The organism is Streptomyces sp. M41(2017) (genome assembly GCF_002078175.1).
GTDB lineage: Bacteria > Actinomycetota > Actinomycetes > Streptomycetales > Streptomycetaceae > Streptomyces.
In genome coordinates this window covers 2213781-2236446 of the sequence record NZ_MWFK01000001.1, presented here as the reverse complement: position 1 = coordinate 2236446, position 22666 = coordinate 2213781, and the positions used below count along the sequence as shown (strand labels likewise).

25 protein-coding genes and 2 pseudogenes are annotated in these 22666 nt (G+C 73.7%); 12 read left to right on the top strand and 15 right to left on the bottom strand.

The annotated features are described in order from the left end of the window. Positions 1–35: 35 nt before the first annotated feature. Positions 36–971, bottom strand: coding sequence for a LysR family transcriptional regulator (locus B0675_RS09840; RefSeq protein ID WP_081218438.1), 936 nt, complete (start codon positions 969–971; stop codon positions 36–38). 55 nt (positions 972–1026) lie between these two features. Next, entirely contained in the window at positions 1027–1212 is a 186-nt protein-coding gene (locus B0675_RS41910) for a helix-turn-helix domain-containing protein (RefSeq protein ID WP_241539921.1), read from the bottom strand. Positions 1213–2049: 837 nt separating this feature from the next. On the opposite strand from B0675_RS41910, the pseudogene B0675_RS09830 reads away from it, so the two are divergent. After that, a pseudogene (locus tag B0675_RS09830) lies at positions 2050–3054 on the top strand (molybdopterin cofactor-binding domain-containing protein); the annotation flags it as partial. Here the strand turns inward: B0675_RS09830 and B0675_RS09825 are convergent. Next, entirely contained in the window at positions 3012–3518 is a 507-nt protein-coding gene (locus tag B0675_RS09825; RefSeq protein WP_241539743.1) for a molybdopterin-dependent oxidoreductase, read from the bottom strand. The pseudogene B0675_RS09830 and the gene B0675_RS09825 sit on opposite strands and share 43 nt — an antisense overlap. 238 nt (positions 3519–3756) lie before the next feature. On the opposite strand from B0675_RS09825, the gene modA reads away from it, so the two are divergent. From modA to B0675_RS09810, 3 genes are all read left to right on the top strand, one after another. Then, positions 3757–4602, top strand: coding sequence for a molybdate ABC transporter substrate-binding protein (gene modA / locus B0675_RS09820; protein WP_081218436.1), 846 nt, complete (start codon positions 3757–3759; stop codon positions 4600–4602). 97 nt (positions 4603–4699) lie between these two features. Beyond that, positions 4700–5590, top strand: coding sequence for a molybdate ABC transporter permease subunit (gene modB, locus B0675_RS09815; RefSeq protein WP_081218435.1), 891 nt, complete (start codon positions 4700–4702; stop codon positions 5588–5590). Between the two features lie 28 nt (positions 5591–5618). Then, positions 5619–6698: an ABC transporter ATP-binding protein gene (locus tag B0675_RS09810; RefSeq protein WP_081218434.1), complete on the top strand. Its 1080-nt coding sequence runs from the start codon at positions 5619–5621 to the stop codon at positions 6696–6698. Positions 6699–6763: 65 nt separating this feature from the next. Here the strand turns inward: B0675_RS09810 and B0675_RS09805 are convergent, their stop codons facing one another. Further along, positions 6764–7699, bottom strand: a complete 936-nt coding sequence (locus tag B0675_RS09805) for an FkbM family methyltransferase (protein ID WP_081218433.1) — start codon at positions 7697–7699, stop codon at positions 6764–6766. Positions 7700–7779: 80 nt separating this feature from the next. Between B0675_RS09805 and B0675_RS09800 the strand changes: the two genes are divergently transcribed. Both B0675_RS09800 and B0675_RS09795 read left to right on the top strand, forming a co-directional pair. After that, positions 7780–8229 (top strand): cupin domain-containing protein, encoded by a 450-nt coding sequence (locus tag B0675_RS09800; RefSeq protein ID WP_206602716.1) that lies wholly within the window; start codon positions 7780–7782, stop codon positions 8227–8229. A 222-nt stretch (positions 8230–8451) separates the two neighbouring features. Beyond that, positions 8452–8871: an ATP-binding protein gene (locus tag B0675_RS09795; RefSeq protein WP_241539742.1), complete on the top strand. Its 420-nt coding sequence runs from the start codon at positions 8452–8454 to the stop codon at positions 8869–8871. A 192-nt stretch (positions 8872–9063) separates the two neighbouring features. Here the strand turns inward: B0675_RS09795 and B0675_RS09790 are convergent, their stop codons facing one another. Beyond that, positions 9064–9267 carry a cold-shock protein gene (locus tag B0675_RS09790; RefSeq protein ID WP_020871138.1) on the bottom strand — a complete coding sequence of 68 codons (204 nt, stop codon included), beginning with the start codon at positions 9265–9267 and terminating at the stop codon, positions 9064–9066. Positions 9268–9569: 302 nt separating this feature from the next. After that, entirely contained in the window at positions 9570–9908 is a 339-nt protein-coding gene (locus tag B0675_RS09785) for a MerR family transcriptional regulator (RefSeq protein WP_081218432.1), read from the bottom strand. A gap of 179 nt (positions 9909–10087) precedes the next feature. On the opposite strand from B0675_RS09785, the gene B0675_RS40965 reads away from it, so the two are divergent. Further along, the gene (locus B0675_RS40965) at positions 10088–10954 is read left to right on the top strand and encodes a hypothetical protein (protein WP_081218431.1); all 867 of its coding nucleotides are present in this window, start codon (positions 10088–10090) and stop codon (positions 10952–10954) included. 331 nt (positions 10955–11285) lie between these two features. Beyond that, positions 11286–11516 (top strand): annotated as a pseudogene (locus tag B0675_RS09775) (TerD family protein); the annotation flags it as partial. Between the two features lie 35 nt (positions 11517–11551). On the opposite strand, the gene B0675_RS09770 reads toward B0675_RS09775, so the two are convergent. The 7 genes from B0675_RS09770 to B0675_RS09740 form a co-directional block, all read right to left on the bottom strand. After that, positions 11552–11773, bottom strand: coding sequence for a hypothetical protein (locus B0675_RS09770; protein ID WP_081218430.1), 222 nt, complete (start codon positions 11771–11773; stop codon positions 11552–11554). Between the two features lie 588 nt (positions 11774–12361). Next, positions 12362–13441, bottom strand: a complete 1080-nt coding sequence (locus B0675_RS09765; RefSeq protein ID WP_107482596.1) for a tyrosine-protein phosphatase — start codon at positions 13439–13441, stop codon at positions 12362–12364. 169 nt (positions 13442–13610) lie between these two features. Beyond that, positions 13611–14336, bottom strand: coding sequence for a hypothetical protein (locus tag B0675_RS09760; RefSeq protein ID WP_081218429.1), 726 nt, complete (start codon positions 14334–14336; stop codon positions 13611–13613). After that, on the bottom strand, positions 14333–14800 hold the full coding sequence (locus tag B0675_RS09755) for a SigE family RNA polymerase sigma factor (RefSeq protein ID WP_241539920.1): 468 nt from the start codon (positions 14798–14800) through the stop codon (positions 14333–14335). The genes B0675_RS09760 and B0675_RS09755 overlap by 4 nt, the downstream gene beginning before the upstream one ends. Positions 14801–15006: 206 nt before the next feature. Continuing rightward, the gene (locus tag B0675_RS09750; protein WP_081218427.1) at positions 15007–15609 is read right to left on the bottom strand and encodes a hypothetical protein; all 603 of its coding nucleotides are present in this window, start codon (positions 15607–15609) and stop codon (positions 15007–15009) included. A 126-nt stretch (positions 15610–15735) separates the two neighbouring features. After that, positions 15736–16014, bottom strand: coding sequence for a L,D-transpeptidase (locus B0675_RS09745; RefSeq protein ID WP_241539741.1), 279 nt, complete (start codon positions 16012–16014; stop codon positions 15736–15738). 59 nt (positions 16015–16073) lie between these two features. Continuing rightward, positions 16074–16907 carry an alpha/beta fold hydrolase gene (locus B0675_RS09740; protein ID WP_081218426.1) on the bottom strand — a complete coding sequence of 278 codons (834 nt, stop codon included), beginning with the start codon at positions 16905–16907 and terminating at the stop codon, positions 16074–16076. Positions 16908–16970: 63 nt separating this feature from the next. Between B0675_RS09740 and B0675_RS09735 the strand changes: the two genes are divergently transcribed. Together B0675_RS09735 and B0675_RS09730 are read left to right on the top strand one after the other, a co-directional pair. Further along, positions 16971–17444, top strand: coding sequence for a MarR family winged helix-turn-helix transcriptional regulator (locus B0675_RS09735; protein WP_081218425.1), 474 nt, complete (start codon positions 16971–16973; stop codon positions 17442–17444). Positions 17445–17455: 11 nt separating this feature from the next. After that, positions 17456–17731 (top strand): ribosomal protein L7/L12, encoded by a 276-nt coding sequence (locus tag B0675_RS09730; protein WP_107482594.1) that lies wholly within the window; start codon positions 17456–17458, stop codon positions 17729–17731. 267 nt (positions 17732–17998) lie between these two features. Here B0675_RS09730 and B0675_RS09725 read toward each other — a convergent pair whose 3' ends face one another. Beyond that, the gene (locus B0675_RS09725) at positions 17999–19342 is read right to left on the bottom strand and encodes a helix-turn-helix transcriptional regulator (RefSeq protein WP_081218423.1); all 1344 of its coding nucleotides are present in this window, start codon (positions 19340–19342) and stop codon (positions 17999–18001) included. Positions 19343–19493: 151 nt separating this feature from the next. Between B0675_RS09725 and B0675_RS41335 the strand changes: the two genes are divergently transcribed. Together B0675_RS41335 and B0675_RS09720 are read left to right on the top strand one after the other, a co-directional pair. Further along, positions 19494–19655: a hypothetical protein gene (locus B0675_RS41335; RefSeq protein ID WP_179165274.1), complete on the top strand. Its 162-nt coding sequence runs from the start codon at positions 19494–19496 to the stop codon at positions 19653–19655. Positions 19656–19789: 134 nt separating this feature from the next. After that, positions 19790–21031, top strand: coding sequence for an amidohydrolase (locus B0675_RS09720; protein ID WP_081218422.1), 1242 nt, complete (start codon positions 19790–19792; stop codon positions 21029–21031). Positions 21032–21100: 69 nt separating this feature from the next. Here the strand turns inward: B0675_RS09720 and B0675_RS09715 are convergent, their stop codons facing one another. Further along, positions 21101–22639, bottom strand: a complete 1539-nt coding sequence (locus tag B0675_RS09715) for a hypothetical protein (protein ID WP_081218421.1) — start codon at positions 22637–22639, stop codon at positions 21101–21103. Positions 22640–22666 lie beyond the last annotated feature (27 nt).

Here is a 22666-nt window from a genome sequence, read left to right as displayed (position 1 = left end):
CAAAGCGAACCTCGCTATGTGCCGATAGCCGGCGGCTATGAGCGGGCCCGGCCCAGGTGCTCGTTCAGCAGGGCGTCGAGCGCATCCCGGACACCCGCCTCTCGCGCGACCGTCAGCAAGGCCTGGGCGAGCACCGACCGGGGTTCGTGCCGGGCGACCACCAGGCCGACCCGGGGCCCGTGCGCGGGACCCTCCAGCGGCACGACGCGCATCCCCTCCGGCACCCCGAACATGTGCAGCCAGGCATGGGAGATGACACTCGACCAGCGGCCCCCGGGAAGGTGGGCGTACAGGCCGGCGACGCTGTCCGACTCGATCGACGGGTTCGCCCGGGCACCGTCGGCGGCGAAGCACTCGTCGATGATCCGCCGGTTGCGCATGCGCGGGCCGAGCAGACACAGCGGGAGGGCCGCGGCCCGCGCCCAGCGCGCCGTCGTCGCACCGGTGAGGGGGCCGTCGACGGGGGTGAGCAGGACATAGCGCTCCTCGTACAGCGGGAAACGCCGCACGTGCCGCAGGTCCTCGTCGTCGAGGTACGTCATCGCCGCGTCGAGTTCGAACTCGGCGAGTCCGTGGTTGATGTCCGCCGACGACAGCGACTCCAGGCTGACCCGGGCCGCCGTGTGGCGTTCGCAGAACGGGGTGGTGAGCAGGGAGGCGGCGGGCAGCGCGGTTGGCACGACGCCGAGGCGCAGGGTGCCGGTCAGTCCGCCGCGCAGCGCCGACAACTCCTGGTGCAGCGCGTCCCGTTCGGCGAGGATCCGGTGCGCCCAGGCGAGCACGACCTCGCCCTCCGGGGTGAGGCCCTCGTACCGCCGGCCGCGGCGCACGATCGGCACGGCCAGTTCGTGTTCGAGGCGACGGATCGCGGCGGACAGCGACGGCTGCGACACGAAGCAGGCGTCCGCCGCGCGGGCGAAGTGCCGTTCCCTGGCGAGCGCGACCAGATACTCCAGCTGACGCAGCAGCATGCGCCCCCTCCCGTCGGCGGGCCAGCGTCGCAGACACCGGACCCCCCTGTCACGGTCATGGCCGTGCCGGTCGCCCCGGGCGGCAGAGCAGGGCGGCCCGCAGGTCGAGGCGGTCGTAGAGGCTCGACAGGTCGCGTCCGGTGAAGTGCTCGACGCGCTGCACGCGGTAATGGACCGTGTTGACGTGCAGATGGAGGGCCTCGGCGGTGCGTGACCAGGATCCGTCGCAGGCGAGGAAGATCTCCAGGGTCTCCAGCAGGGCGGCGAAGGACGGGTTGCCGGCTCGAAGAGGGGACCGAGCACCGTCCGGCTGAAGGCGGTGCGCACCTCGGCGGGTATGCCGGTGAGGAGCGTGCCGAGACCGGTGAGCGACGCCGCGTCGATGACGGCGGACGCGTCGGGCGAAGTGGTGCGGGCGGAGGCCAGGGCGTAACGGGCCTGTGCCAGCGCCCCGTTGAGCTCCTCGGCGCTGTCGGCCCGGCCGGTACCGCCGTGCAGCGCGACGGCGGGCTCGGCGGCGGACAGCAGCGCCCAGACGGCGGGGAGGTCCGGCGCGGCTCCCGTGGCGGGCCGTACCGCGGTCGCGGTCCGCCGCCCCGGGCCGGCCGTGTCCCGGGTGCTGTCCTGGCCGTCCTTTCCGGACCGCGCTCCCCGCCCCCGCGCCGCCGCCGTCCCCGGGGCCGGATCCGGTGCGCCCTCGCGGAGGACGGCGAAGGCCGTGCCGTCGGGGAGCCGGCCCACCACGGCGTGCGCGGGGTCCAGATGGGCGACTGCCTCGGCCAGCGCACCCTCGGCCGGGACCGCCACGCCCGTCCGGTCGGCGCTCCCTGCCCCGACGGCCGCGGCCTCGGCGACGATCACCCGGTGGAGCCCCTCACCCTCCAGCCCACGGAGCCGCAACGCCGCCTGGAGCGAAGGCAGTTCGGATCCGGCGGGCAGGGCCAGCAGGGCACCCAGCTCGTCGGCCGCCTGCTGCTCGGCGGCGCCGCGGCGGGCCAGGGACTCCTGGCAGCGGGCCAGCACCTCGGCGACCTCCCGCAGCATCCGCGGCGGGGCGTCGTCGGGCTCCGGAAGGTGTGAGGGAGCGGCCCTCGCCATGATCGCGACGGGCCCGCCCGGCGGCCACATCGCGGACGCCCGCGCCGCCCTGCTGCCGGGCGGCGGCTTCGACCTCGCCGTCGGGACGGCCGAGTTCGGCAACGGCACCACCACCGTCCACCGGCAGATCGCCGCCGGTGAACTCGCCACCACCGTCGACCGCATCACCATCCGGCAGTCCGACACCGACGTCGTCCGCCACGACACGGGCGCGTTCGCCTCCACCGGCACCGTCGTCGCCGGCAAGGCCACCCTGCGCGCCTCCCGCGCCCTCGCCGACCAGCTCCTCGACTTCGCCGCCGCCCATCTGCGCGTGCCGCGCGCCGACTGCCGGCTCGTCGAGGAGGCCGTCGCGCACCCGGGCGGCCGGCTGACCCTGAAGGAGCTGTACGAGGCGGCCGGCGCCGTCGGGGTCACGCTCGCCGCCGACGGGCACTTCGGCGGCACCCCCCGCTCGGTCGCCTTCAACGCCCAGTGGTTCCGGCTGGCCGTCGACCCCGGCACCGGCGAGATCCGCATCCTGCGCAGCGTGCACGCCGCCGACGCCGGCAAGGTCATCAACCCGATGCAGTGCCGCGGCCAGGTCGAGGGCGGCGTCGCCCAGGCACTCGGCGCGACCCTCTTCGAGAACGTCCGGCTCGACGCGCGCGGCGAGGTCGAGACGGCCGCCTTCCGCCGCTACCGGCTCCCGCAGTACGCCGACATCCCGCGCACCGAGGTCCACTTCATGGAGACCGCCGACGCCATCGGACCGCTGGGCGCCAAGTCGATGAGCGAGAGCCCCTTCAACCCGGTCGCCCCGGCCTTCGCCAACGCCCTGCGCGACGCGACGGGGCTGCGCTTCACGGAGCTTCCGGTCACCCGGGACCGGGTCTGGCTGGCCCTGCACCGGTCCGGGCGGGACGGAGGGCCCGGTCAGCCCGGTCGGGCGGGTCAGACGGGTCAGGCGGGTCGGCCCGCTCCGGCCGGGGACCAGGCCGGGTAACAGCCGTCCACCCGGATGGCGTTGATGCCGCTGATGTGCCGGGCCCCGCACCGGTCCTGCGGCAGGACCAGCTGCGGGCCCGCCCGGTCCAGCGGTGTGCCGTCGATGCCCACCGCGAGCAGGACGGGGGCGTCGGCGAAGTCGGGGTCGATCTCGGCCCAGGTGAGCAGGACGTGGTGACCGTCCGCGCCCGTCACCGCGATCAGGAAGCGCAGCCGGTCCTTGCGGCGGCCCGGATCGAAGTGCGGTCCGGCGTCCCGCAGCACGTCGTGCAGCAGGGGCCCCGCGAAACCGTGGTGCTGCACACCGCTGGTCGCGCAGTCGAAGCTGACCCGCACCCGGTGCTGGGGCCAGGCGAGCAGGTCGGGCACCGTCAGCCGGGCGGGCCGGGCGAGATCGCCGGTCAGCGCGAGTTCGGCGAGCGACGGCGCGGGCGGAGTCGGCTGTGTCAGGGACTGGCTCACGGGCAGCACCTCCCGCAGAACGGTACCCAGCGAGAGGTCCCGTACAAACGCACATGCGTACATCCCAACCGCGAACCCACAGCTCATGCGATGCAACAGAAGACTTCTCGCTCGCATCTGCGTCACTATGTTCTGGGCATGCTGAAGAAAGCTCAGGACTGAAGAGCACGACGGAGGCTTCAGCGACAGCGAGCTGCAGCGTTTTCCGTCTTTCGTTTTCCGAGGGAGTAGATCCGTGATGACCCGATCCGCGCGCCGGACCCGCCGCACCACCCGGAGCCTTCAGGTGGCCGGCGTCAGTGCCGCCGCGCTGCTGGCCCTGAGCGCCTGCTCCTCCTCCGACGACGCGTCGTCGGAGGCCTCCTCGACGCCGAAGTCCTCGGCCTCCTCCTCGCCGAAGCTCACCGGCACCGTGACCGTCTTCGCCGCCGCCTCGCTCAAGGAGAGCTTCACCTCCCTCGGCAAGGAGTTCGAGCAGGCCCACCCGGGCACGAAGGTCACCTTCAACTTCGGTGGCAGCGACACCCTCGCCGCGAGCATCACGGGCGGCGCCCCGGCGGACGTCTTCGCGGCGGCCAGCCCGAAGACGATGGCGATCGTGACCGACAAGAAGGACGCGGCGACCACCCCCGCGACCTTCGTGCGCAACCAGCTGGAGATCGCCACCCTCCCCGGCAACCCGGACAAGGTCTCCTCCCTGAAGGACCTCACCAAGTCGGACCTGAAGGTCGTGCTCTGCGACAAGACGGTGCCGTGCGGCGCCGCCGCGCAGAAGGCGCTGGACGCGAGCCACCTGAAGCTCACCCCCGTCTCCTACGAGCAGGACGTCAAGAGCGCCCTGACCAAGGTGGAGCTGAAGGAGGCCGACGCCGCGGTCGTGTACAAGACCGACGTGAAGGCAGCGGGTGACAAGGTGGAGGGCGTGGAGTTCCCCGAGTCCGCCGACGCCATCAACGACTACCCGATCGCCCTGCTCAAGGACGCGCCCAACGCGGAGGCGGCCAAGGCGTTCATCGCCCTGGTGCAGTCCCCGGAGGGCCAGAAGGTGCTGACGGCGGCCGGGTTCCTGAAGCCCACCGCCTGACCCGTCCGCTCCGTCCGTCACGGCACGCGTCGTCCGGCGCGTGCCGTGAGGCACAGCCCCCTTGCCGCCGCTGCGCCGAAGACCGCCTCCTGAAGACATGAGTGATCCCGTGCCCGCGCTCGACAAGTCCGACGCCCCGGCCGACACCCTGACGGGTGGGCCGCGGGCCCGGCGTGTCCGCGGCCGGGCCGGGACCGGCGGCCGGCTCCGGGGCGGGGCGCCGCTGCCCCTGCTGCTGCCGGCCCTCGTCGGGCTGGTGTTCCTGCTCCTGCCGCTGCTCGCGCTGATCGTGCGGGCGCCCTGGCGCACGCTCCCGGACCAGCTGGCCAAGCCCGAGGTGTGGCAGGCCCTCCAGCTGTCCCTCTTCTCCGCCACGGCGGCCACCGCGGTCAGCCTGGTGCTCGGCGTGCCGCTCGCCTGGCTGCTGGCCCGCACCGACTTCCCCGGACGCGGGTTCGTCCGGGCCCTGGTCACCCTGCCGCTCGTGCTGCCCCCGGTGGTCGGCGGTGTGGCCCTGCTGCTGGCCCTCGGCCGCAACGGCGTGGTCGGCAGACTCCTCGACGCGTGGTTCGGCGTCACCCTGCCCTTCACGACGGCCGGAGTCGTCGTGGCCGAGGCGTTCGTGGCGATGCCGTTCCTCGTCATCAGCGTCGAAGGCACCCTGCGGGCCGCCGACCCGCGCTTCGAGGAGGCCGCCATGACACTCGGCGCCTCCCGCTTCACCGCCTTCCGCCGGGTCACCCTGCCGCTCATCGCCCCGGGCATCGCCGCCGGTGCCGTCCTCGCCTGGGCCCGCGCACTCGGCGAGTTCGGCGCGACGATCACCTTCGCGGGCAACTTCCCGGGCCGCACCCAGACCATGCCGCTCGCCGTCTACCTGGCCCTGCAGAGCGACCCCGACGCGGCGATCGCCCTGAGCCTCGTCCTGCTCGCGGTGTCGATCGCGGTGCTCGCCGGGCTGCGGGACCGCTGGATCACGGCGTCGTGACCGGCGCCCACGCGAGGGAGGACACGCGATGACCGAGACGACCCCGGCCCCGGCCGCGCCGTCCGGGAAGGGGCTGGACGCCCGTCTCGTCGTCCGGCGCGGCGCGTTCCGCCTCGACGTCGAACTGAGCGCCGCCCCCGGTGACGTCGTCGCCCTCCTCGGCCCGAACGGCGCGGGCAAGACCACGGCCCTGCGCGCGCTGGCCGGACTCACCCCCCTGTCCGAGGGCGGCCGACTGCGGCTGGACGGCGCCTCCCTGGACCGCACACCCCCCGAGTCCCGCCCCGTCGGCGTCGTCTTCCAGGACTACCTGCTCTTCCCGCACCTCTCCGCCCTCGACAACGTCGCCTTCGGGCCGCGCTGTCAGGGGGTGCCGAAGGCGGAGGCCCGCGCGCAGGCGGCCGCCTGGCTGGAGCGCATGGGCCTGGCCGACCACGCGGGGGCCAAGCCGCGGCGGCTGTCCGGCGGCCAGGCGCAGCGCGTCGCCGTCGCCCGCGCCCTCGCCACCCGCCCCCGGCTGCTGCTGCTCGACGAGCCGCTCGCCGCGCTGGACGCCCGCACCCGCCTGGAGGTCCGGTCCCAACTGCGGCAGCATCTGGCCGCGTTCGAGGCGGTCGCCGTCCTCGTGACGCACGATCCGCTGGACGCGATGGTGCTCGCCGACCGGCTCGTCGTCATCGAGGACGGCCATGTCGTCCAGGAGGGCGGCCCCGCGGAGATCGCCCGCCGGCCGCGCACCGACTACATCGCCCAGCTCGTGGGCCTCAATCTCTACCGGGGCGAGGCCGCGGGCCACACCGTACGTCTGGACTCGGGCCCGGAGATCACCACGACCGAGGAACTGCACGGGCCCGTCTTCGTGGCGTTCCCGCCGAGCGCCGTCACCCTCCACCGCGACCGCCCCACCGGCTCCAGCGCCCGCAACGTGTGGCAGTGCAACGTGCGGGGTCTGGAGACCCACGGCGACCAGATCCGCACGGACCTCACGGGTGAACTCCCGCTCGCTGCCGACCTGACCACGGTCGCCGCGGCCGAACTCGACCTGCGCCCGGGCGCCCCCGTCTGGGCCACCGTCAAGGCGACCCAGACCCACGCCTACCCGGCCTAGGGCCTGTCCGACCGGCTGCCCGGTAAGCACCCCCGAGGGGGGCGCCGACGGGCCGCACTCCCGCGCTACCCGTCGTCCGCCGGGATCGCCGCCGCGCGCACCATCACGCAGTCGAACTCGACGACCCGGCCCGTCGCCTCCTCCCGCGTGACGGGATACATGCCGGTGATCTCGAAGCCGTTCTCCTCGTACAGCGCGATCGCCTCGTCCATCCGCGGGCTGCCCTCGTACAACCGCAGCGCCGCGACCTCCGACTGCATCCCGACGAACTCCGCGACGCGCTCCCCCGCACCCGCGAACACCTCCAGGTCGTACCCCTGGGTGTCCATCTTCAGGTAGGGGCGGGGGTCGGTGATCCCGTCGAGCGCCTTGTCCATCATGCCGTCGAGACGGCGTACCTCGATCTCCTCCGTGCGCGACCTGGCGAAGCGCTTGTAGCGGTCCTTGCCGTAGTCGCTGGGCGGGAGCAGGGAGTTCATGGACTTCCAGCCGACGTGGATGGACAGGCTCGTGTCCTCCCGCCCCAGGCCCATCTGGAAGACGAGCCAGTCGGAGTCGCCCTCGGCCGCCTTCCGGAGCCTGCCGAAGGTCTCCGTGGTCGGCTCGAAGGACACGATCCGCCCGGTGTAGCCGAGGCGGCGCAACTGGCGCGCGTACTGGCCGGAGTTGGCTCCCACGTCGAAGACGCAGTTCACGGCGTACCGGTCGAGCAGGGCCGTGACGTGCTGGCCGCACAGATAGGAGGCGGCCGCCAGCTGGAACCCGCGTTCGTCCGCCGCGGCCCTCTTCTCGTCGAGCAGCAGCCGGGCTCCGCTGTCCCCGAGGGGCACGTGCCGGTAGGCGGCGGTCCGCCCGCTCAGCACCAGATCGGCGCCCCGGCCGAGCGCGACGCGTCTGCGCACTCCGCGCCGGTAGACCAGCGCGGTACCCGATCCGAGGTCCAGCACCCGCACCCCGAGGCGGGGCAGCAGACCGAGCAGCTTTCGGTGAAGGGTCGCCATGTCCCCCACCCTGGCAGACTCCAACCCCTGTCCACCGGGCGTTCGTTGAACCCCGTCGGCCTCCGTGATAGAGGCAGGGGGTGACCTCTCCCGACACCGTGATCCCCGACCTCGCCGCCGCTCTCGGCATGCGGCCGCACCCGGAGGGCGGCTGGTTCGTCGAGACCTGGACGGCGCCGCAGGCCTTCCGGCCCGACGGCTACCCCGGCTCCCGCGCCGCCGCCACCGCCATCTACTTCCTCCTCACCCCGGGCGACACCTCCGCCTGGCACACCGTCCGCTCGGACGAACTGTGGCTCTGGCACCGCGGTGGCCCCCTGGACCTGCTGCTCGGCGGGGCGGGCTCCACCCCCGGCTCGCCGCCGAAGGTCGTCCGTCTCGGTCCCCGCGTCGAGGCGGGCGAACATCCCCAACTCCTGGTGCCGGGCGGCGTCTGGCAGTCGGCACGTCCGGCCGGCGACGAGGAGGTGCTGGTCAGCTGCGTGGTCGCGCCGGGCTTCGACTACGAGGACTTCCGCCTGCTGGACTGACGACTTCGACGGCGGATCGGGCCGCCGACCCGGCACGTGAGGGCGCGGCGGCGGTCCCGGGACGCCTTTGTGACGTACGTCGTTGGTTGCGGATCATCCGGGTGGGGCATCACCCGTGGGCAGGACCGGCCGCGCACCGTTCGGCGCGGGGTCCCGGCCGACGGGGACGGAGCCGTCGGGCGGGTGCCGGATGTCCTGGGAGGGGGAAGAGAGGTGTCAGTCATGCGTGCGCACCAGCGCACCGTCAGGCCGACCGCCCGTGTGGAGTACACCCTGCCGCGTACGGCCGTCTCGGCGGGCAGGGCCCGCAAGCTGACGACGGCGTTCCTGACCCGGCCACGGCCACTTCTCGCGTCACCGACCGCCGACCAGGTGGACGACGCGACACTGATCGCCTCCGAGCTGGTCGCCAACGCCGTGCGATACGGACGTACGGGCTGCCGGCTGCGGCTCCAGCTGGGGCACGGTGTGGTGACGGTCGAGGTCCACGACGACAGTCCCGGTCGGCCGAAGGTCGGCGTCCTGGACACCGAATCGGAGAGCGGCCGGGGGCTGGCGATGGTCCAGCAGCTCGCTCACAGCCTGGAGGTCGTCAGCACGGGATTCGGCGGGAAGACCGTCCGGGCCGTCCTCGCGATGTGACGACCGCACGCCACCGCCGGCGGCGTGCGCACGACGCGCTTCGACCGAACCGATCATCGGCGTTTGGCTTCACGGAAAACGGGAAGAAGCCGCTGAAAATTTCGTCGGAATTTCATTCGGCGCTTGAGCGCAAATACAGAAGGCCGGGGCCCGCACCTTGCGGTACGGACCCCGGCCGACTGGTGTCCCGGACTAGGCGGGGACGATGTTCTCCGCCTGCGGGCCCTTCTGGCCCTGCGTGACGTCGAAGGTCACCTTCTGGCCTTCCTGGAGCTCACGGAAGCCAGAGGTGGCGATGTTCGAGTAGTGAGCGAAGACGTCGGCGCCGCCGCCGTCCTGCTCGATGAAGCCGAAGCCCTTTTCCGCGTTGAACCACTTCACGGTGCCAGTAGCCATGTCAAATCTCCTTCGGGGCAAAGCTCGAAGGCCCACACTGTGTGGACCTGCGTCGCCGCAATGATTGCCCCAACCGGAATGCACCGGAAAAACTTTGGGAACCACAACTGCAACTGAAATCGACAGTAGCACGCTACGAGCCTCGAAGGGCGCGCACTATCTCACCCCGGCGTGGGGAATATCAAAACCTCGCGGGTTCGCTGCCCAAATTCTGCAACGGCCGAAGCAGATATACCCGCCTGGTGAAGAAACGCTCACCGAGCGCGCCCAGTGGCCGCACGGCCTGTCCGGTCCCGCCGCCCTCACGCGTCCTGCCGGCTGGTGCCCCGCAGTTTCTCGTTGATCCGCAGCGCCTCGTCGAGGCTGTCCTCCAGCGAGACGATCCGGCAGGCGGCCTCGACCGGCGTGCCCTGGTCGACGAGGTCGCGGGCGCGGGCCGCGACAAGGAGCTGGCTGCGGGAGTAGCGCCGGTGGCCGCCGTCGGACCGCAGCGGGGTGATCAGTCCGGCCTCCCCGACGGCCCGCAGGAAGGCGGGGGTGGCGCCGATCAGCTCGGCGGCACGGCCCATCGTGTAGGCGGGGTACTCGTCGTCGTCGAACCGGTCGTTGGCGTTCATGGTGCTTCCCTGGAGCGCGTGCATCACCTTCCACTCTGGCAGATCCGGGCCCGCCGCGACCGGAATCCGCCCGGGAGGACGGAGCGGGACGGCAGAGGCACCCGCTCACCCGGACGGCCCGGTGCGCTGGTGGGGGACGGTGGCCGGTGGTGGCGTGGGAGGACACACGCCCGACCTCGGGACCGTCCTCGGGAGGCCTCCGCATGAACCGTCCGTCCTGTCTCCTCGCGTCCGCCCTCACCGCGGGGATGCTGCTGTCGACGGCAGCCTGCTCCGGCGACGACGGCGGCGCCTCCGGCCGCACGGACCGCTCGGCGTCCCCCGCCGCCGCCTCGGCCTCCCCCGTCTCCGCGTCGCCCGTGGCGGACGCGCCGCGCGCCGCGGCCTCCTCCAGCTCCGCCTCCGCCTCGCCGGCCGTCCGCGAGCTGACCAAGGACGAGGCGCGCACGGCGCTGATCACCAACACGGACCTCGGCTCGCAGTGGACGACCTCGGAGGGGGCGGCGACCTGGCGCGACGCGCTGCTGAAGAGCAAGGTCGACGCGTCGCAGTTCGTCACGGACAAGGGGAACGCGGCCGACTGCCAGCAGCTCCTGGACGGCCTGTACGCCGAGGACCTGCTGGGCAAGCCGAAGGGCGAGAGCGCCGACACCGGCTTCGACGACAGCGACGACGAGGCGCAGATGCGCTACGAGGTCGCCGCCTACGGCAAACAGGCGCTGGACGACCGGTTCAGGTGGCTCGACTCGCTGCCGGACAAGTGCGACCAGTTCACGGCCGTCAGCCCGAAGGGCGGGCGGCAGACGGTCCAGGTCGTCCACACGGACCTGGACGACGCGGGGGACGCCCGCAAGGGCCTCCAGATCAAGATGACCGGCGACCTGGACGACAACCCCGACACCCTGACACTCGACTTCGCAGCGGTCCGCGTCGGCGACAGCGCCCTCTCGCTCACGAACGGCGGCCTCTCCGGAGCCGAACACGACTCCACGACCCAGGCCACCGCGGCGGGCGCCGACCGTCTGAAGGACGTGCTGGACGGAAAGTCCCCGCAGCCCACCCAGGGCTGAGCGACGGGCCTCCCCCTCCATCGCACCGCCGTGCGGGGTCCACGGGACGGGCCCGCACGGCCGCGGAAGCAATCGGGGCGTTCCGACGCCGGTGGCCGAAAGCGGGGGACAGGGTTCCACCGATGCGCAGGGCGTGTGGGGCGCGTCACACACGACGAGGGGAAACAGGCCGCTGCGGCACGCTCGCGCGGCTGTGCATCCGGGGGGTCTCATGCACGAGATGATCAAGGGTGCCGACGTCGGTCTCACGTCGTCGAGCGCGGACGTCGGCCCGGTGATGGCGGGTCCGGGCTGGAGCGGTCCGACGGGGGAGGGCGACGCGGACTCTCCGGAGCGGCTGCGGCCGGAACCGGCGGACATGCTGCCCAGGGACGGCGCTCAGATCACGGGGTTCCGGCCGTCGCTCTTCCGGGGCACGGGAAACACCCGGGGCAACGCGGAGTCGGGCTTCATCCGAAGCGTCGACGACTCCGTCGACCGCTTCCACACGTCGGTCGTGGAGAACCTCGACAGGCGCGCACCGCGGCCCCGGCAGCCGGTGGTGGGGGCTGCCGCGGGCTGAGGTGGCGGGCGGGGCGTGGTGTCAGGAGATGTGCGTCAGAGCCGGTCCATCCGGGTGTAGGGACTCAGGACGCGGACCTGGCGAGCGCCGAAGTCGACGAGCATCGCAATGCCCTCTTCGACGCCGACGATCGTGCCCAGGCCGTACTGGTCGTGGGAGACACGGTCTCCGAGGCTGAACTCCTTGGCCACGGGGACGACCGGGGCGGCGAAGGGGCTGGTGGGCAGGTGGCGCCGGGGCGCGGAGGGTTTCGTCATCGTGTTGCCAGTATGGGCCCTATTCCGGCGCGCGGTAGGGCTTGATGGTCTCGATCCCGCTCCGACTCGGTGTCCCGGGGCACCCCGGAACGCGGGTGGGACGGGCGCCCGGACCGGCGTCCCGGCCGGTCCCGTCCCGCGTTCGCTGAGGTCAGCCGCGGGGGTCGGCCTCGGTGATCATCCTGGTGCGTGGACCGGTCCGCCGGGCGAGGGCGCCGTGCACGAGGGAGAGATCTCCGTGGCGGGTCCGGGGCCGGGCGGACCCGGGACCGCGGGTGCGCGGCAGGGCGGGGCTCAGGGGGCGCACGCCCGCGCGTCGCCGGGCGTGCGGGGTGCAGGACGCTGCGGCCGCAGTGGTCCCGGAGGCCCGTGGCGCGGCCCGCTCCGGCCCCGCCGGGAACCGTCGGGTGGATCTTCGGCGGCTGGCGGCCGGAGGCCGTCCCCGTCCGGGACCGCGGCCGGGCGGGACGCCGGAACTGTCGCACTTGGATTCGAGGAAGCGGGCGGTCCCGCACCGCGCGGACACCCGGAGATCCCGAGGACGGCCGGGGGCGGACCGGGCGGCTCGCCCCGCCCGGTCCGGCGGGATCAGCCGACGAGCAGCTCGCGGCGCAGGTCGCGCAGTTCCCCGGAGTCGATGTGCAGGCCCTTCCTCAGGTAGGAACCGAAGTCGCCGTACGTGGAGCGGACCTCGTCGAAGCCGGAGTTGAGGTACTCGGCGCGGACGTCCAGCAGCGGCTTGTAGACGGCCGCCTGCGCCGGGGGCATGGAGGCGAGCGCGGCGGCGTTGGCCGCGGCGCGGTAGGTGTTGCTGGCGAGGTAGTCGTTCATCACGGTGGCGCGCGGGACGCCGAGGGCGGTGAGCAGGGCGGCGCTGGACCAGCCGGTGCGGTCCTTGCCCGCGGTGCAGTGGTAGAGCACCCCGTCACCGTGGGCGGCACCGGCGTAGACGGTGCCGAACGCGGCTCGCGCGGAATCTCCGTCGACCATGAACTTCTCGCCGTCCACCATCATCCCGACGGCCTCGGCCTCGGTGGTCGGCATCGCGGAGTAGGCCGGGGATCCGGCGAGGACGTCCGCGACCGTGTAGGTGGCGCCCGACGGCACGCGGTCGGGGGCGGAGGAGCGCTCCGACCCCATCCGCAGGTCGTACACGGCGTGGATGCCGAGCCGCTCCAGCTTCGCGAGGTCGGCGGCGGTGAGCTTGTCCAGGGCGTCGGAGCGGTAGATCTCGCCCATCTTCACCCAGTGGCCGTCGGCGGTGCGGTAGCCGCCCGCGTCCCGGAAGTTGACCGCGCCGTCGAGCTTGATCAGGCGGTCGGCGAGGCGCAGGGAGCCGCCGTGCTCGGGCACCAGGTCGAACCACTGCCGGTCGGCCGCGGGCAGCCCGCGCACCGTGACGTCCCCCGTGGCGCCACCGCGTGCGACGACCCGTCCGGCGGCCCGCACGACCACGTGGCGCACCCCGGGGGCCGTCCAGACGACGCGGTACGAACCGTCGCCCCCCGCGGTGACGGTCGCGCCGGTGAACGGGATGCGCTGGGAGGCTGCGTGCTGGCCCGAGCCGTGCCGGACCGGCGCGTGGGCTGGAGCGGCGGAGGCGGCCGGGGCGGTCACGGCGACGGCCGTCAGGGCGAGCACGACACCGGTGAGGGAAGCGATCTTCATGTCCCGGATGGTTGGCCGTTGAAACAAACTCCGGGTGTACAGGGCAGGGAGTCCCGCGGACCCGGAGATGTCGGACCGGCGGGCCGATCCGGCCAGGAGGGCCGGAACCGGCCACGGGACTCCTGCCCCCGGCCGTCGCCTGCCGCTCCCCCCATGCCCGCCCACACGCTCACCCCTTCGCGATCACCCGCCCCTTCGCGTCGTACACCGTGACCTTCGAGACGGTGTCCGCCGGGTTCTCCCTGCCGTCTGCCGACACCGGCCGTTCGGTGAGCGCGTACCAGACGCCCCAGCCGGGCCTGCCCGGGAGGGTGAGGCCGACGGCGGCGACCGGGCCCGCGTCCGTCGTCATCTCGACGCGGGACGGTGTGCCGGGTCCGTAGAAGATCCCGGAGTAGAAGACGCGGCCGTCGTCCTGTCCGGAGGACTGGAGGGAGAGGCCGGGCCGGGTGAGGTCCAGATTGCCGTCGACGGCGCTGCGGAACTCGTCGGGCTGGTCCGGCTCCGACCAGTGCTTGCCCTCCGGGGTCAGCCAGATCCGGATGCCGGACGCCACCCGCACCCGCTCGCCGGGGGCGACCGTCCGCACCGTCGGGGCCGGGGCGGACGGGGAGGGGGAGGCGCTCGCGGTACGGCTGGGGGACGGCTTCACCGACCGGGCGGGATCCGGGCCCGAACCGTCGCGGAACCCGAACAGGGTGAGCGGCACCAGCAGGCCTCCGCACGCGGCCCCGAGGACGGCCGCCCTGCGACGGCGCAGCCGGCGACGGCCCGCGCGTTCGATGGCGCGCAGCGGCACGGCCGACGGCGTGAGGTCCTGGCCCGCTTCGGCGAACACCTCGCGCAGCCGCTCGGCCTCCGCCGACGCGCGCGCGGAGCGGGACGAGTCGTTCATGGGCGTGCTCCGGGAACGGGAAGGCGGCCGGCGAACAGAGGATGGGCGCGCAGCGCTTCCAGACCGCGCCGCGTGTGGGTCTTGACGGTGCCGACCGAGCAGCCGAGCAGCTCGGCCGTCTCGCCCTCCCCCAGGTCCTCCCAGAAGCGCAGCACGAGGACGGCGCGCTGCCGCGCCGACAGATCGGCCAGCGCGGCTTCCAGAGCGGCTCGTTGGGTGACCGCCTCCGCGTGACCGGGGTCGGGCCGGTGGGCCCGTTCGGGGACGAACGGCATCAGCAGGTGCGCGACCCGTCTCTTGCGGGTCCGGCTGAGGTTGTTGTTGACCAGCGAGCGGCGTACGTAGAAGTCGATCTCGTCCCCCGGTATGCGCCGCCAGCGGACGTACACCTTGGCCAGGGTGGTCTGGACGAGGTCCTCGGCCTCGTGGAAGTCCCCCGTGAGCATGTGCGCGGTACGCACCAGCCGGGGCCATGCCGCGGTGGCGTACGCGGCGAAGTCCCCGCTGTCGGCGCCGAACGCGCCGCTCGCGAGGACCGGGGAAGTGACGGTGGGGTGCTGGGGCACGACCTGCGGTCCCTCGGATCGGATGCGTGAGGTGGGCCGGGCGGGAGAGCCGGACCTGGACGACCGGCTCCCCCGCCCGCGCTTTCCCTGCGGTCGGGGTCCGTTCAGTTCAGGCCCAGCCGGGCGTAGATCCTGCCCTCGGTGTCCCGGACGACGACGGAGAGGAAGTCCAGGCCGTCCTTGCCACGGTCCGCCGGCAGGTCGACGGTGGCGTACCAGACGCCCCAGCCGGGGCTGCCCCCGAGTTCGAGGAGTCTGCCGTGCACGGTGCCGGCCGTGGTGCGGACGGTGACGCGCGAGGCGGTGCCCGTGCCGCCGTAGTACAGGCCGGAGAGCAGGTAGTGGCCGCCCAGGCCCTCGGCCTGGAGCGACACCCCGGGTGCGCCGAGGTCGATGTTGCCGTCGACCACGCTGCGGAACCGCGGTTCGGGGTCGTCGGGCGTCGTCCAGTGCTTGCCCTCCTCCGTGAGCCAGATCCGCGATCCGTCGGAGACCCGGACGCGCTGCCCCGGTGCGACGATCCGGGCCGTGGGCGCCTTCGCCGCGGGGACCGTCCTCGTCACCGTGCCGGTGGTTCCCCGCTCCACGGCGGCCCGGGCGGTGTCGTGCGCCGTCCTCCCCTGTGGGACGGCGTACGACACCGTGGGCAGCCCGAGCAGTGCGGCGGTGGCGGCGGTCGCGGCCACGTACTTCTTGATCCCTGGCATGGAACGGACAACTCCTCGCGGTGTACGCAACGTTCGGACGAGGGAGGGCGCCTCTCCCCCCGTACAAACTCCGGTCACCCCGGGATCGGATGACACCGTCCGCGATCAATTCCCCCGGGCGCCGCGTCAGTCGAGCGCGCTCGTCTCCCGCCACTGGTCCCAGTTCAGGTTCCAGTCGCCGTAGCCGTGGCCGGCCGTGACCGTGTCGCGGGAGCCGACAACCTTGATGACGTCGCCGGGGACGACCTCGTCGTAGAAGCGCTTCGCGGTGCCGTCGGTGGCGAGTACGACGCAGCCGTGGGTGACGTTCCGCCGGCCGCCGTGGAGGTTCGCCTTCGGGTTCTGGCGGAGGTAGGGGCCCGAGGCGGTGAGGTGGCCGGGCAGCGGCTCGGGGGCCTCGGGCACCGACTCCGGGCGCCGGGTCCCGCGCGGGCGGCACGACGCGTCTCCCGCGCCCGACGGGGTCACGCGACGGACGCGCTCTTGCCGTCGGCGAGCGCGGCGAGATGGGCGTCGAGCGCGGCGAACGTCTCGGCGGGCCGCTCGATCTGCGGCAGGTGTCCTGCCTCGGCGACCGTCTCGAAGCGGGCCCGCGCGAAGGCCGCCGCGAAGGCCCGTCCGTACGCCGGTGTGACGACGCGGTCGCTCTCTCCCCACAGCACGAGGGTGGGGATCCGCACCCGGCCGAGCCGGTTCAGCAGCTTCGGGTCGTGCATGTACGGATCGCCGGCGAGGATCCGCATGGTGGCCATGTCGGCCCGCTGGGCGGCGATCCGCTCCTCGCCGAGGGCGGCGGGGTCCACGGCGAAGCGGGACGGGTCGTGGAACGCGTACGCGGCGAGCTCGTCCGGCCGGAGCCCGAAGACGTCACGGACCGGCTCCCCCGGGACGGCCACGCCCGCGGCGTTCACCAGCACGAGCGAGCCGATGACCGCGCCGTCGTCGCGGAAGGCCATCTCGGCGCCGGTCCAGCCGCCGAGCGAGGAGCCGACGACGAGGACGTCCCGGTGACCCTCGTCCTTCAGCCAGTGCAGATACGCGATCGCCAGGTCGTCGACACCGGTGAACCAGTCGGGGCGCTCCGTCCCGTTCCAGCCGGGGTGCGTGGGGACGACCGCGCGCAGGCCGTGCCGGCCGGCCAGGTGCGTGGCGATGCCCTGGACGGTGGCGGGGCCGCCACCGCCGTGCAGGACGAGCGCGAGCGGGCCGTCGACGGGGCCGCTCTCGGTGAGGTTCAGGGGGAGGTCGGGGCGCGGGAAGACGGTTCGGGTGCGGGTCTGGATATCTGTCTCGGTCATGCGTTCCACGGTATCTACGCATACGTATATACGCAAGCTTAGATACTGGATTAGGATGGGGCCATGACCGCGAACCATGGAGGAGCGGGGGCCGTGGACGCCGGGTCCCGTCACCGCCCCGCCGATCTCGAAGAGCTGGGCCGCGCCGTGAAGGAGGCGCAGTACCGGCACCACCGCGCGCTCGACACGCGACTCGCCGGGGTCGGCACGACGCTGGCCCAGTGGGACGCGCTCCGGGCGATCGCCCGGTCGCCCGGCGCCTCCGCGCACGAGCTGGCGGTCGCCACCTTCCAGGGCGACCAGGCCTTCGGCACCCTGGCCTCACGGCTCGCGGCGCAGCACCTCGTCGAGCGCCGTCCGGGCCGCGGACGGCGGATCGAGCACCATCTGACGGAGGCCGGCGAACGCGTGCTCGCCGCGGGCCGCACCGTCACCCGCGACGTCCTCGCCGCGTCCTTCGGTCCGTTGACCGAGCCCGAACGGGCCACGCTGCTGGCCCTGTTGCGCCGCGTGGGCACTGCGGTCGAGGCCCCCTAGGATCCATGACCATGGAAATATGGGGTCTTTTTCTCGCCGCCCTGATGATCGCGAGCTTCGCCGGTCTCGAAGCCCGACTCGGCCGCACCCAGCGGAAGATCGAGCGCGTCGAGCGGCAACTCGACCTGATCCTCGGCCATCTCGGCATCCACGAGGAGCAGCCGTCGCTGCCGCGGGTCGCCGAGCTGCTGCGGGACGGCAAGAAGATCGAGGCGATCAAGGCGTACCGGGAGGCCACGGGAGCGGGACTCCTGGAGGCGAAGCAGGCCGTGGACCGGATGGACTGACACCCGGTCGCCGGCCGCCGGTCGCCGGTCGCGGCCTTGCGCCCGGGCCGGCGTCCCGGCCGGCGGGACAGGCCCGGTACCGGCCCGACGCGACGTCCGCTCGCGCTCGCGGACGCCGCAGGCTCCGCGAAAGCGGCCACCCCGCCCCACCAGCCCGCTGGGCGCGGGCACCTCACCGGGACGCCCGCCGCTCCCGGGTCCTCGGCCCGACGCCCGGCATCCGTCGTCGGGGCCGGGACACCGGGCACAGCCGGCCGGTCGTCGCCGTCAGAGCGGCGGCTGCGCCGGGGCCGGGCCCAGGGTCGTGGTCCCGGGGGCCGTGCGGTGGCCGAGGCCCGTGCGGTAGGCGTCCAGGGCCGCCTCCACGCGGCCGGTGCGGCGCAGCAGGTCGCCCAGCAGCCTGCACAGGTCGGCGAGGTCGCCCGCCGCGCCCGCCCGTTCCAGGAGGCTCATCGCCCGGACGTAGTGCTCCTCCGCGGCCTCCGTGTCCCGGGCGTCCTCCGCGATGATGCCGAGCAGCCGGTGCGCGGCGGCGGAGTGGATGGCACCCCGCTCGGAACTCAGGTCCCCGAGCACCTGGCGCAGCAGGGTGCCCGCCTCGTCGGACTTGCCCCGGCGGTGCAGCACGTCGGCCAGCTCCACCGCGACCTGGCTGGTGTAGAGGGCGGCCCGCTTGGCCGAGAGCATGGCCTGCGCCTCGCGCAACTCCGTCTCCGCACGCTCCAGTTCACCGTTCTGCGCGTACAGGTACCCGCGCATCCAGTGACAGTTCGCGAGTTCGGTGCGGATCTGGAGCTGCCGGTAGAGCTCGGCGGCCTTGCCGAGGGACACGTCGGCCTCGGCGATCCGGCCCTCGGCGATCATCGTCCGCGCCACCGACCGGTGCATGCGCGCCACCAGAGCCGGATCGCCGACCTGCGGCGCGAGGGCGAGGGCGAACTCGGCGGCCTGCGCGGCCCGGGCGTGCGCACCCATGTCCATGTAGGGCGCTATGACGCCCGTGTAGAGGAGGAGCAGGGCGTCGGGGTCGTGCAGGCCGGTCCGGTTCAGCTCATCCAGCGTGGATTCGAACAGGTAGCAGGCGTACCGGAGTTCACCGGCGAGATAGTGGGAGGTCGCCCGGCCGCGCACCGCCGGCACCCGCTGCGGCAGCGGGGCGTCGCCGAGCCGCTGCTCCGACTCCTCGAAGCGCCGGCGGGCCGTCTCCAGGTCCCCGGTGTCCAGGGCGCATTCGCCGAGCCCGAGTAGCGCCGCCGCCTCCTCGGCCGCCAGCCCGTGCGTGACCGCCTCCGCGAGCAGCGCGGTGTACGCCTCGGCGGCGACCTCGGCCTCTCCGGTGGCGAGCGTGCGCTGCGCGTCGGTCAGCCGCAGCCGCAGGTCCGTGGCGAGGTGGGCGGGCCGCCCGGTCGCCAGCTCCTCGTACGCGATCCCGAGCCGCTCCGCGATGTGCCGCAGCGCCGGCTCGGAGGCCCGCACGCGTCCCGCCTCCAGGGTGGAGATGTACGCCGGGGTGTAGGCGGGTTCCGCCAGCTGTTTCTGCGTCAGGCCGCGCTTCGTCCGCAACTGCTGCACCCTGCGCCCGATGATCTCCGGGCCGTCCCGCTCCGCCATGGGTTAAGCATGCCATTAAGCCGAGTTACGTCGGTCCAGCTTTTGACTATTGTCCAACTCCCTTGGCCCCCTTGCGAGGTGAGCCCGGAAGCCTCTACGTTAAGCGGCGGATTAAGCATGCTTAATACGCCGCTGTTGTTGTGAGGTCACCATGCTCCGACGTATTTCCGCGCGCTACTCCAGAGGGTTTCTCGCCGCGCTCCTCGCGGTCGCCGCGCTGGTGACGGTGGCCAACGTCGGCCCGGCGAGGGCGGCCGTACCGACCGGTGCCGCGCACCCGTCCGAGCAGGGAGCCCTGCCGGCCGGACGGTGACCGGGCCCGCGCCGGACCCGTCGGCCCCGGCCGACCGACTGCCGGTCGGCGCCGTCCGCGCGTCCTCTCCCGCCGGACGGCGCCCACCGCGCCGCTCCCTGCCCACGGCAGGGAGCGCGGCATAGGCTGACCCGGTGACCTCAGCCGCAGCCCGCACCGCACTGGACCTCACCGCCGACCTCCCGGTCTCCGGCCTGGAGGACTTCTACCGGGACCTGCACCGGCATCCCGAACTCTCGCTCCAGGAGCACCGCACGGCCGCCGCCCTCACGCGACGTCTCCGCGCGTCCGGGTACGAGACGACCGAGGGCGTGGGCGGCACGGGCGTGGTCGGCGTCCTGCGCAACGGGGACGGGCCCACCGTCCTGCTGCGCGCCGACATGGACGCACTGCCCGTTCCCGAGCAGACCGGCCTGTCGTACGCCTCGGAGACCGACGGGGTCATGCACGCCTGCGGCCACGACCTGCACGTCACCTGGCTGGCCGGGGCCGCCGCCGCGCTCGCCGCCGGACGCGACACCTGGACCGGCACGCTCGTCCTGGTCGGTCAGCCCGCCGAGGAGACCGGCGCGGGCGCGGCCCGGATGATCGGGGACGGTCTGCACGAACGCTTCCCGCGGCCGGACGTCCTGCTCGGCCAGCACGTGGCCCCCGGCCCCGCGGGCCTGTACGCGCACTCCCCGGGGCTGATCATGTCCGCCTCGACGGACATCGACATCGTGGTGCACGGCCGGGGCGGGCACGGCTCGCGCCCCGAGTCGACCGTCGACCCGGTGGTGACGGCCGCGTACATCGTGACCCGGCTCCAGACGGTCGTCAGCCGGGAGATCGCAGCCCGTGACTCGGCCGTGCTGACGGTCGGGCGGATCGAGGCGGGCACCCGGCACAACATCATCCCGTCCGAGGCCCGGATCTCCCTCAACCTGCGGACCCAGTCGCCGGCGGTGCGGGAGCGGATGATCGCCGCCGTACGGCGGGTGGCGGCCGGCGAGTGCGCCGCGGCCGGCTGCCCGAGCGAGCCCGAGGTCACCGTCGGCAACGACTTCCCCGTGACGGTCAACGACGTCGAGACGGACCGGCGGATCGCCGCCGTGCACGGCGAGGTCTTCGGCGCCGGGACGATCCTCGACCCCGGTCCGGCGATGGGCAGCGAGGACTTCTCCCGCCTCGCGGCCGGCGGACTCCCCTACTCCTTCTGGTTCGTGACCGGCACCCCGGCCGACGTCTGGAACGCGGCCCCCGGCGGCGACGACCTCATGGCCCGGCTGGAGGCGGTGCCCAGCAACCACAGTCCGCACTTCGCCCCGGACCTCTCCACGGTCGCGCCGGGCGTACGCACCCTGGTGTCGGGGGCGCTGGCCTCGCTGTCCGCCTGAGCGGTCCGCCCGAACGTCCCCGCGGCGCCGCCGGCCCCTTCCCGGCACCGGGCCGTCGTCCTCGTCCGCTCAGGCCTGCGTCTGCAACTGGCGCAACTGCTGCCGCACATGGTCGAGGGCGCCCTCCCGGCGTCCCGGCACCCGGAGCCGCAGGGCGGCGAGCTCCGAGCCGAGTTCGCGGGCCCGCGCCGGTGCGTCGACGCGGCCCCACTGATGGTGGGCGCGGTCCACGGCCGACTCCACGTCCGGTGCGTCCGGAGCCTGGCCCGCGTCCAGCCGGGCCACCGCGACCGCCAGCCAGGTGCGGCAGCTGCGCTCCGGATCCCCCGCGAACATCGCCAGATCGGCCCGTACCTCCATCCAGTGCAGCACCTGCTCGGAGCCGGGCCCGTGCACACGGGCCGCCTCCTCCTCCCACGTCCCCGCGAGGGCGAGCGCCTCGTCGTGGCGGCCGGCCCGCACGGCGGTGGTGATCGTCTCGTGGGGATCGAGCGGAGCCGAACTCCGCTGCTGTGCTGTCTGGTTGGGGAGTGCCACAGCGGCGGCGCCGTCAAGTCGTCCCGCCGGAGTGGGCGCTGAGGGCGCCGTGCCCGGCGCGGGTGACCGCGGAGCCGCCTGCGCGGCCGGGGCCGTGGGCGGCCCGCCGCCGGGCGGCGCGAGGGGCATCGGCGGTGCGGAGGGAGGCGGCGCCGTGACGACGGACGGGGTCCGGCCGGTGTGGCCCGGCTCCGGGGGAGCGAACGGGGGCAGCGGGGCCACCGGCGTGAACTCCGGTGCCGGCGGCCAGGGTTGCCCGGCCCAGGACTGGCCGGGGGCGGGCCGGAACGCGGACGCCCCGGCCTCCGGGACCGTCGCGGCCGGAACTGTCGCGGCCGGAATCACCGTGGCCCCGACCGGACCGCCCGAGGCGACAGGAGCGACGGAGGCGACGGCGGCAGCCGCAACGACGGAACCGACCGGGCCTTTCTGCCCGGGTGCGAGCACGAGGTCCGCCGGTCCCGGCCGTCCCGTCTCCTCGCCCGACGTCCTCGTCAGGGCCTGCTCGTGCAGCTGGGGCAGCGGCGGCCGGTGGCCGCTGCGCAGCAGGGTGGCGACGGCCTTCATGTACGCCGGGTGAGCCACGGTACGGCGCGGGGGCGGCGGCGCGACCCTGCCGTACAGCGCGGTCGACGGACCCGCGGTGAGCGGGCGCCCGGAGAGCAGGGACCAGGTGTCCGTGTCCGCGTGCAGATCGACGAAGATGCTGGTCAGGCCCGGCGGACGCAGCCGCAGTTCCTCGGTGATCCAGTGCCAGGGGAAAGCGGTGTAGCGGACCGTCGCCGGGGTGGTGCGGGCCAGCGCGAGATGGGGAAGCCGCTGCCGGCGGTCGAGCTGGAGCTGACCGGTCACGAACATCGTCAGCGGTCCCGGCGCCGTCGCCGCGGCCCGCAGCCGGGTCAGCACGGCCTGCGGCTCCAACGGGTCGGCGAGTTCCACCACGTTCGCGGTCTCGGTGCCCGACAGCACCGCCGGGGCGACGGCCGCGAGCACGGGGAGCACGGACGCGGCGTCCACCAGACACCCCTTGCCCACCGGCGAGGCCGCGAGAAGCAGCACGGTTCCGGGCATCGGTTCCCTCCCCCATCGATCACGTAC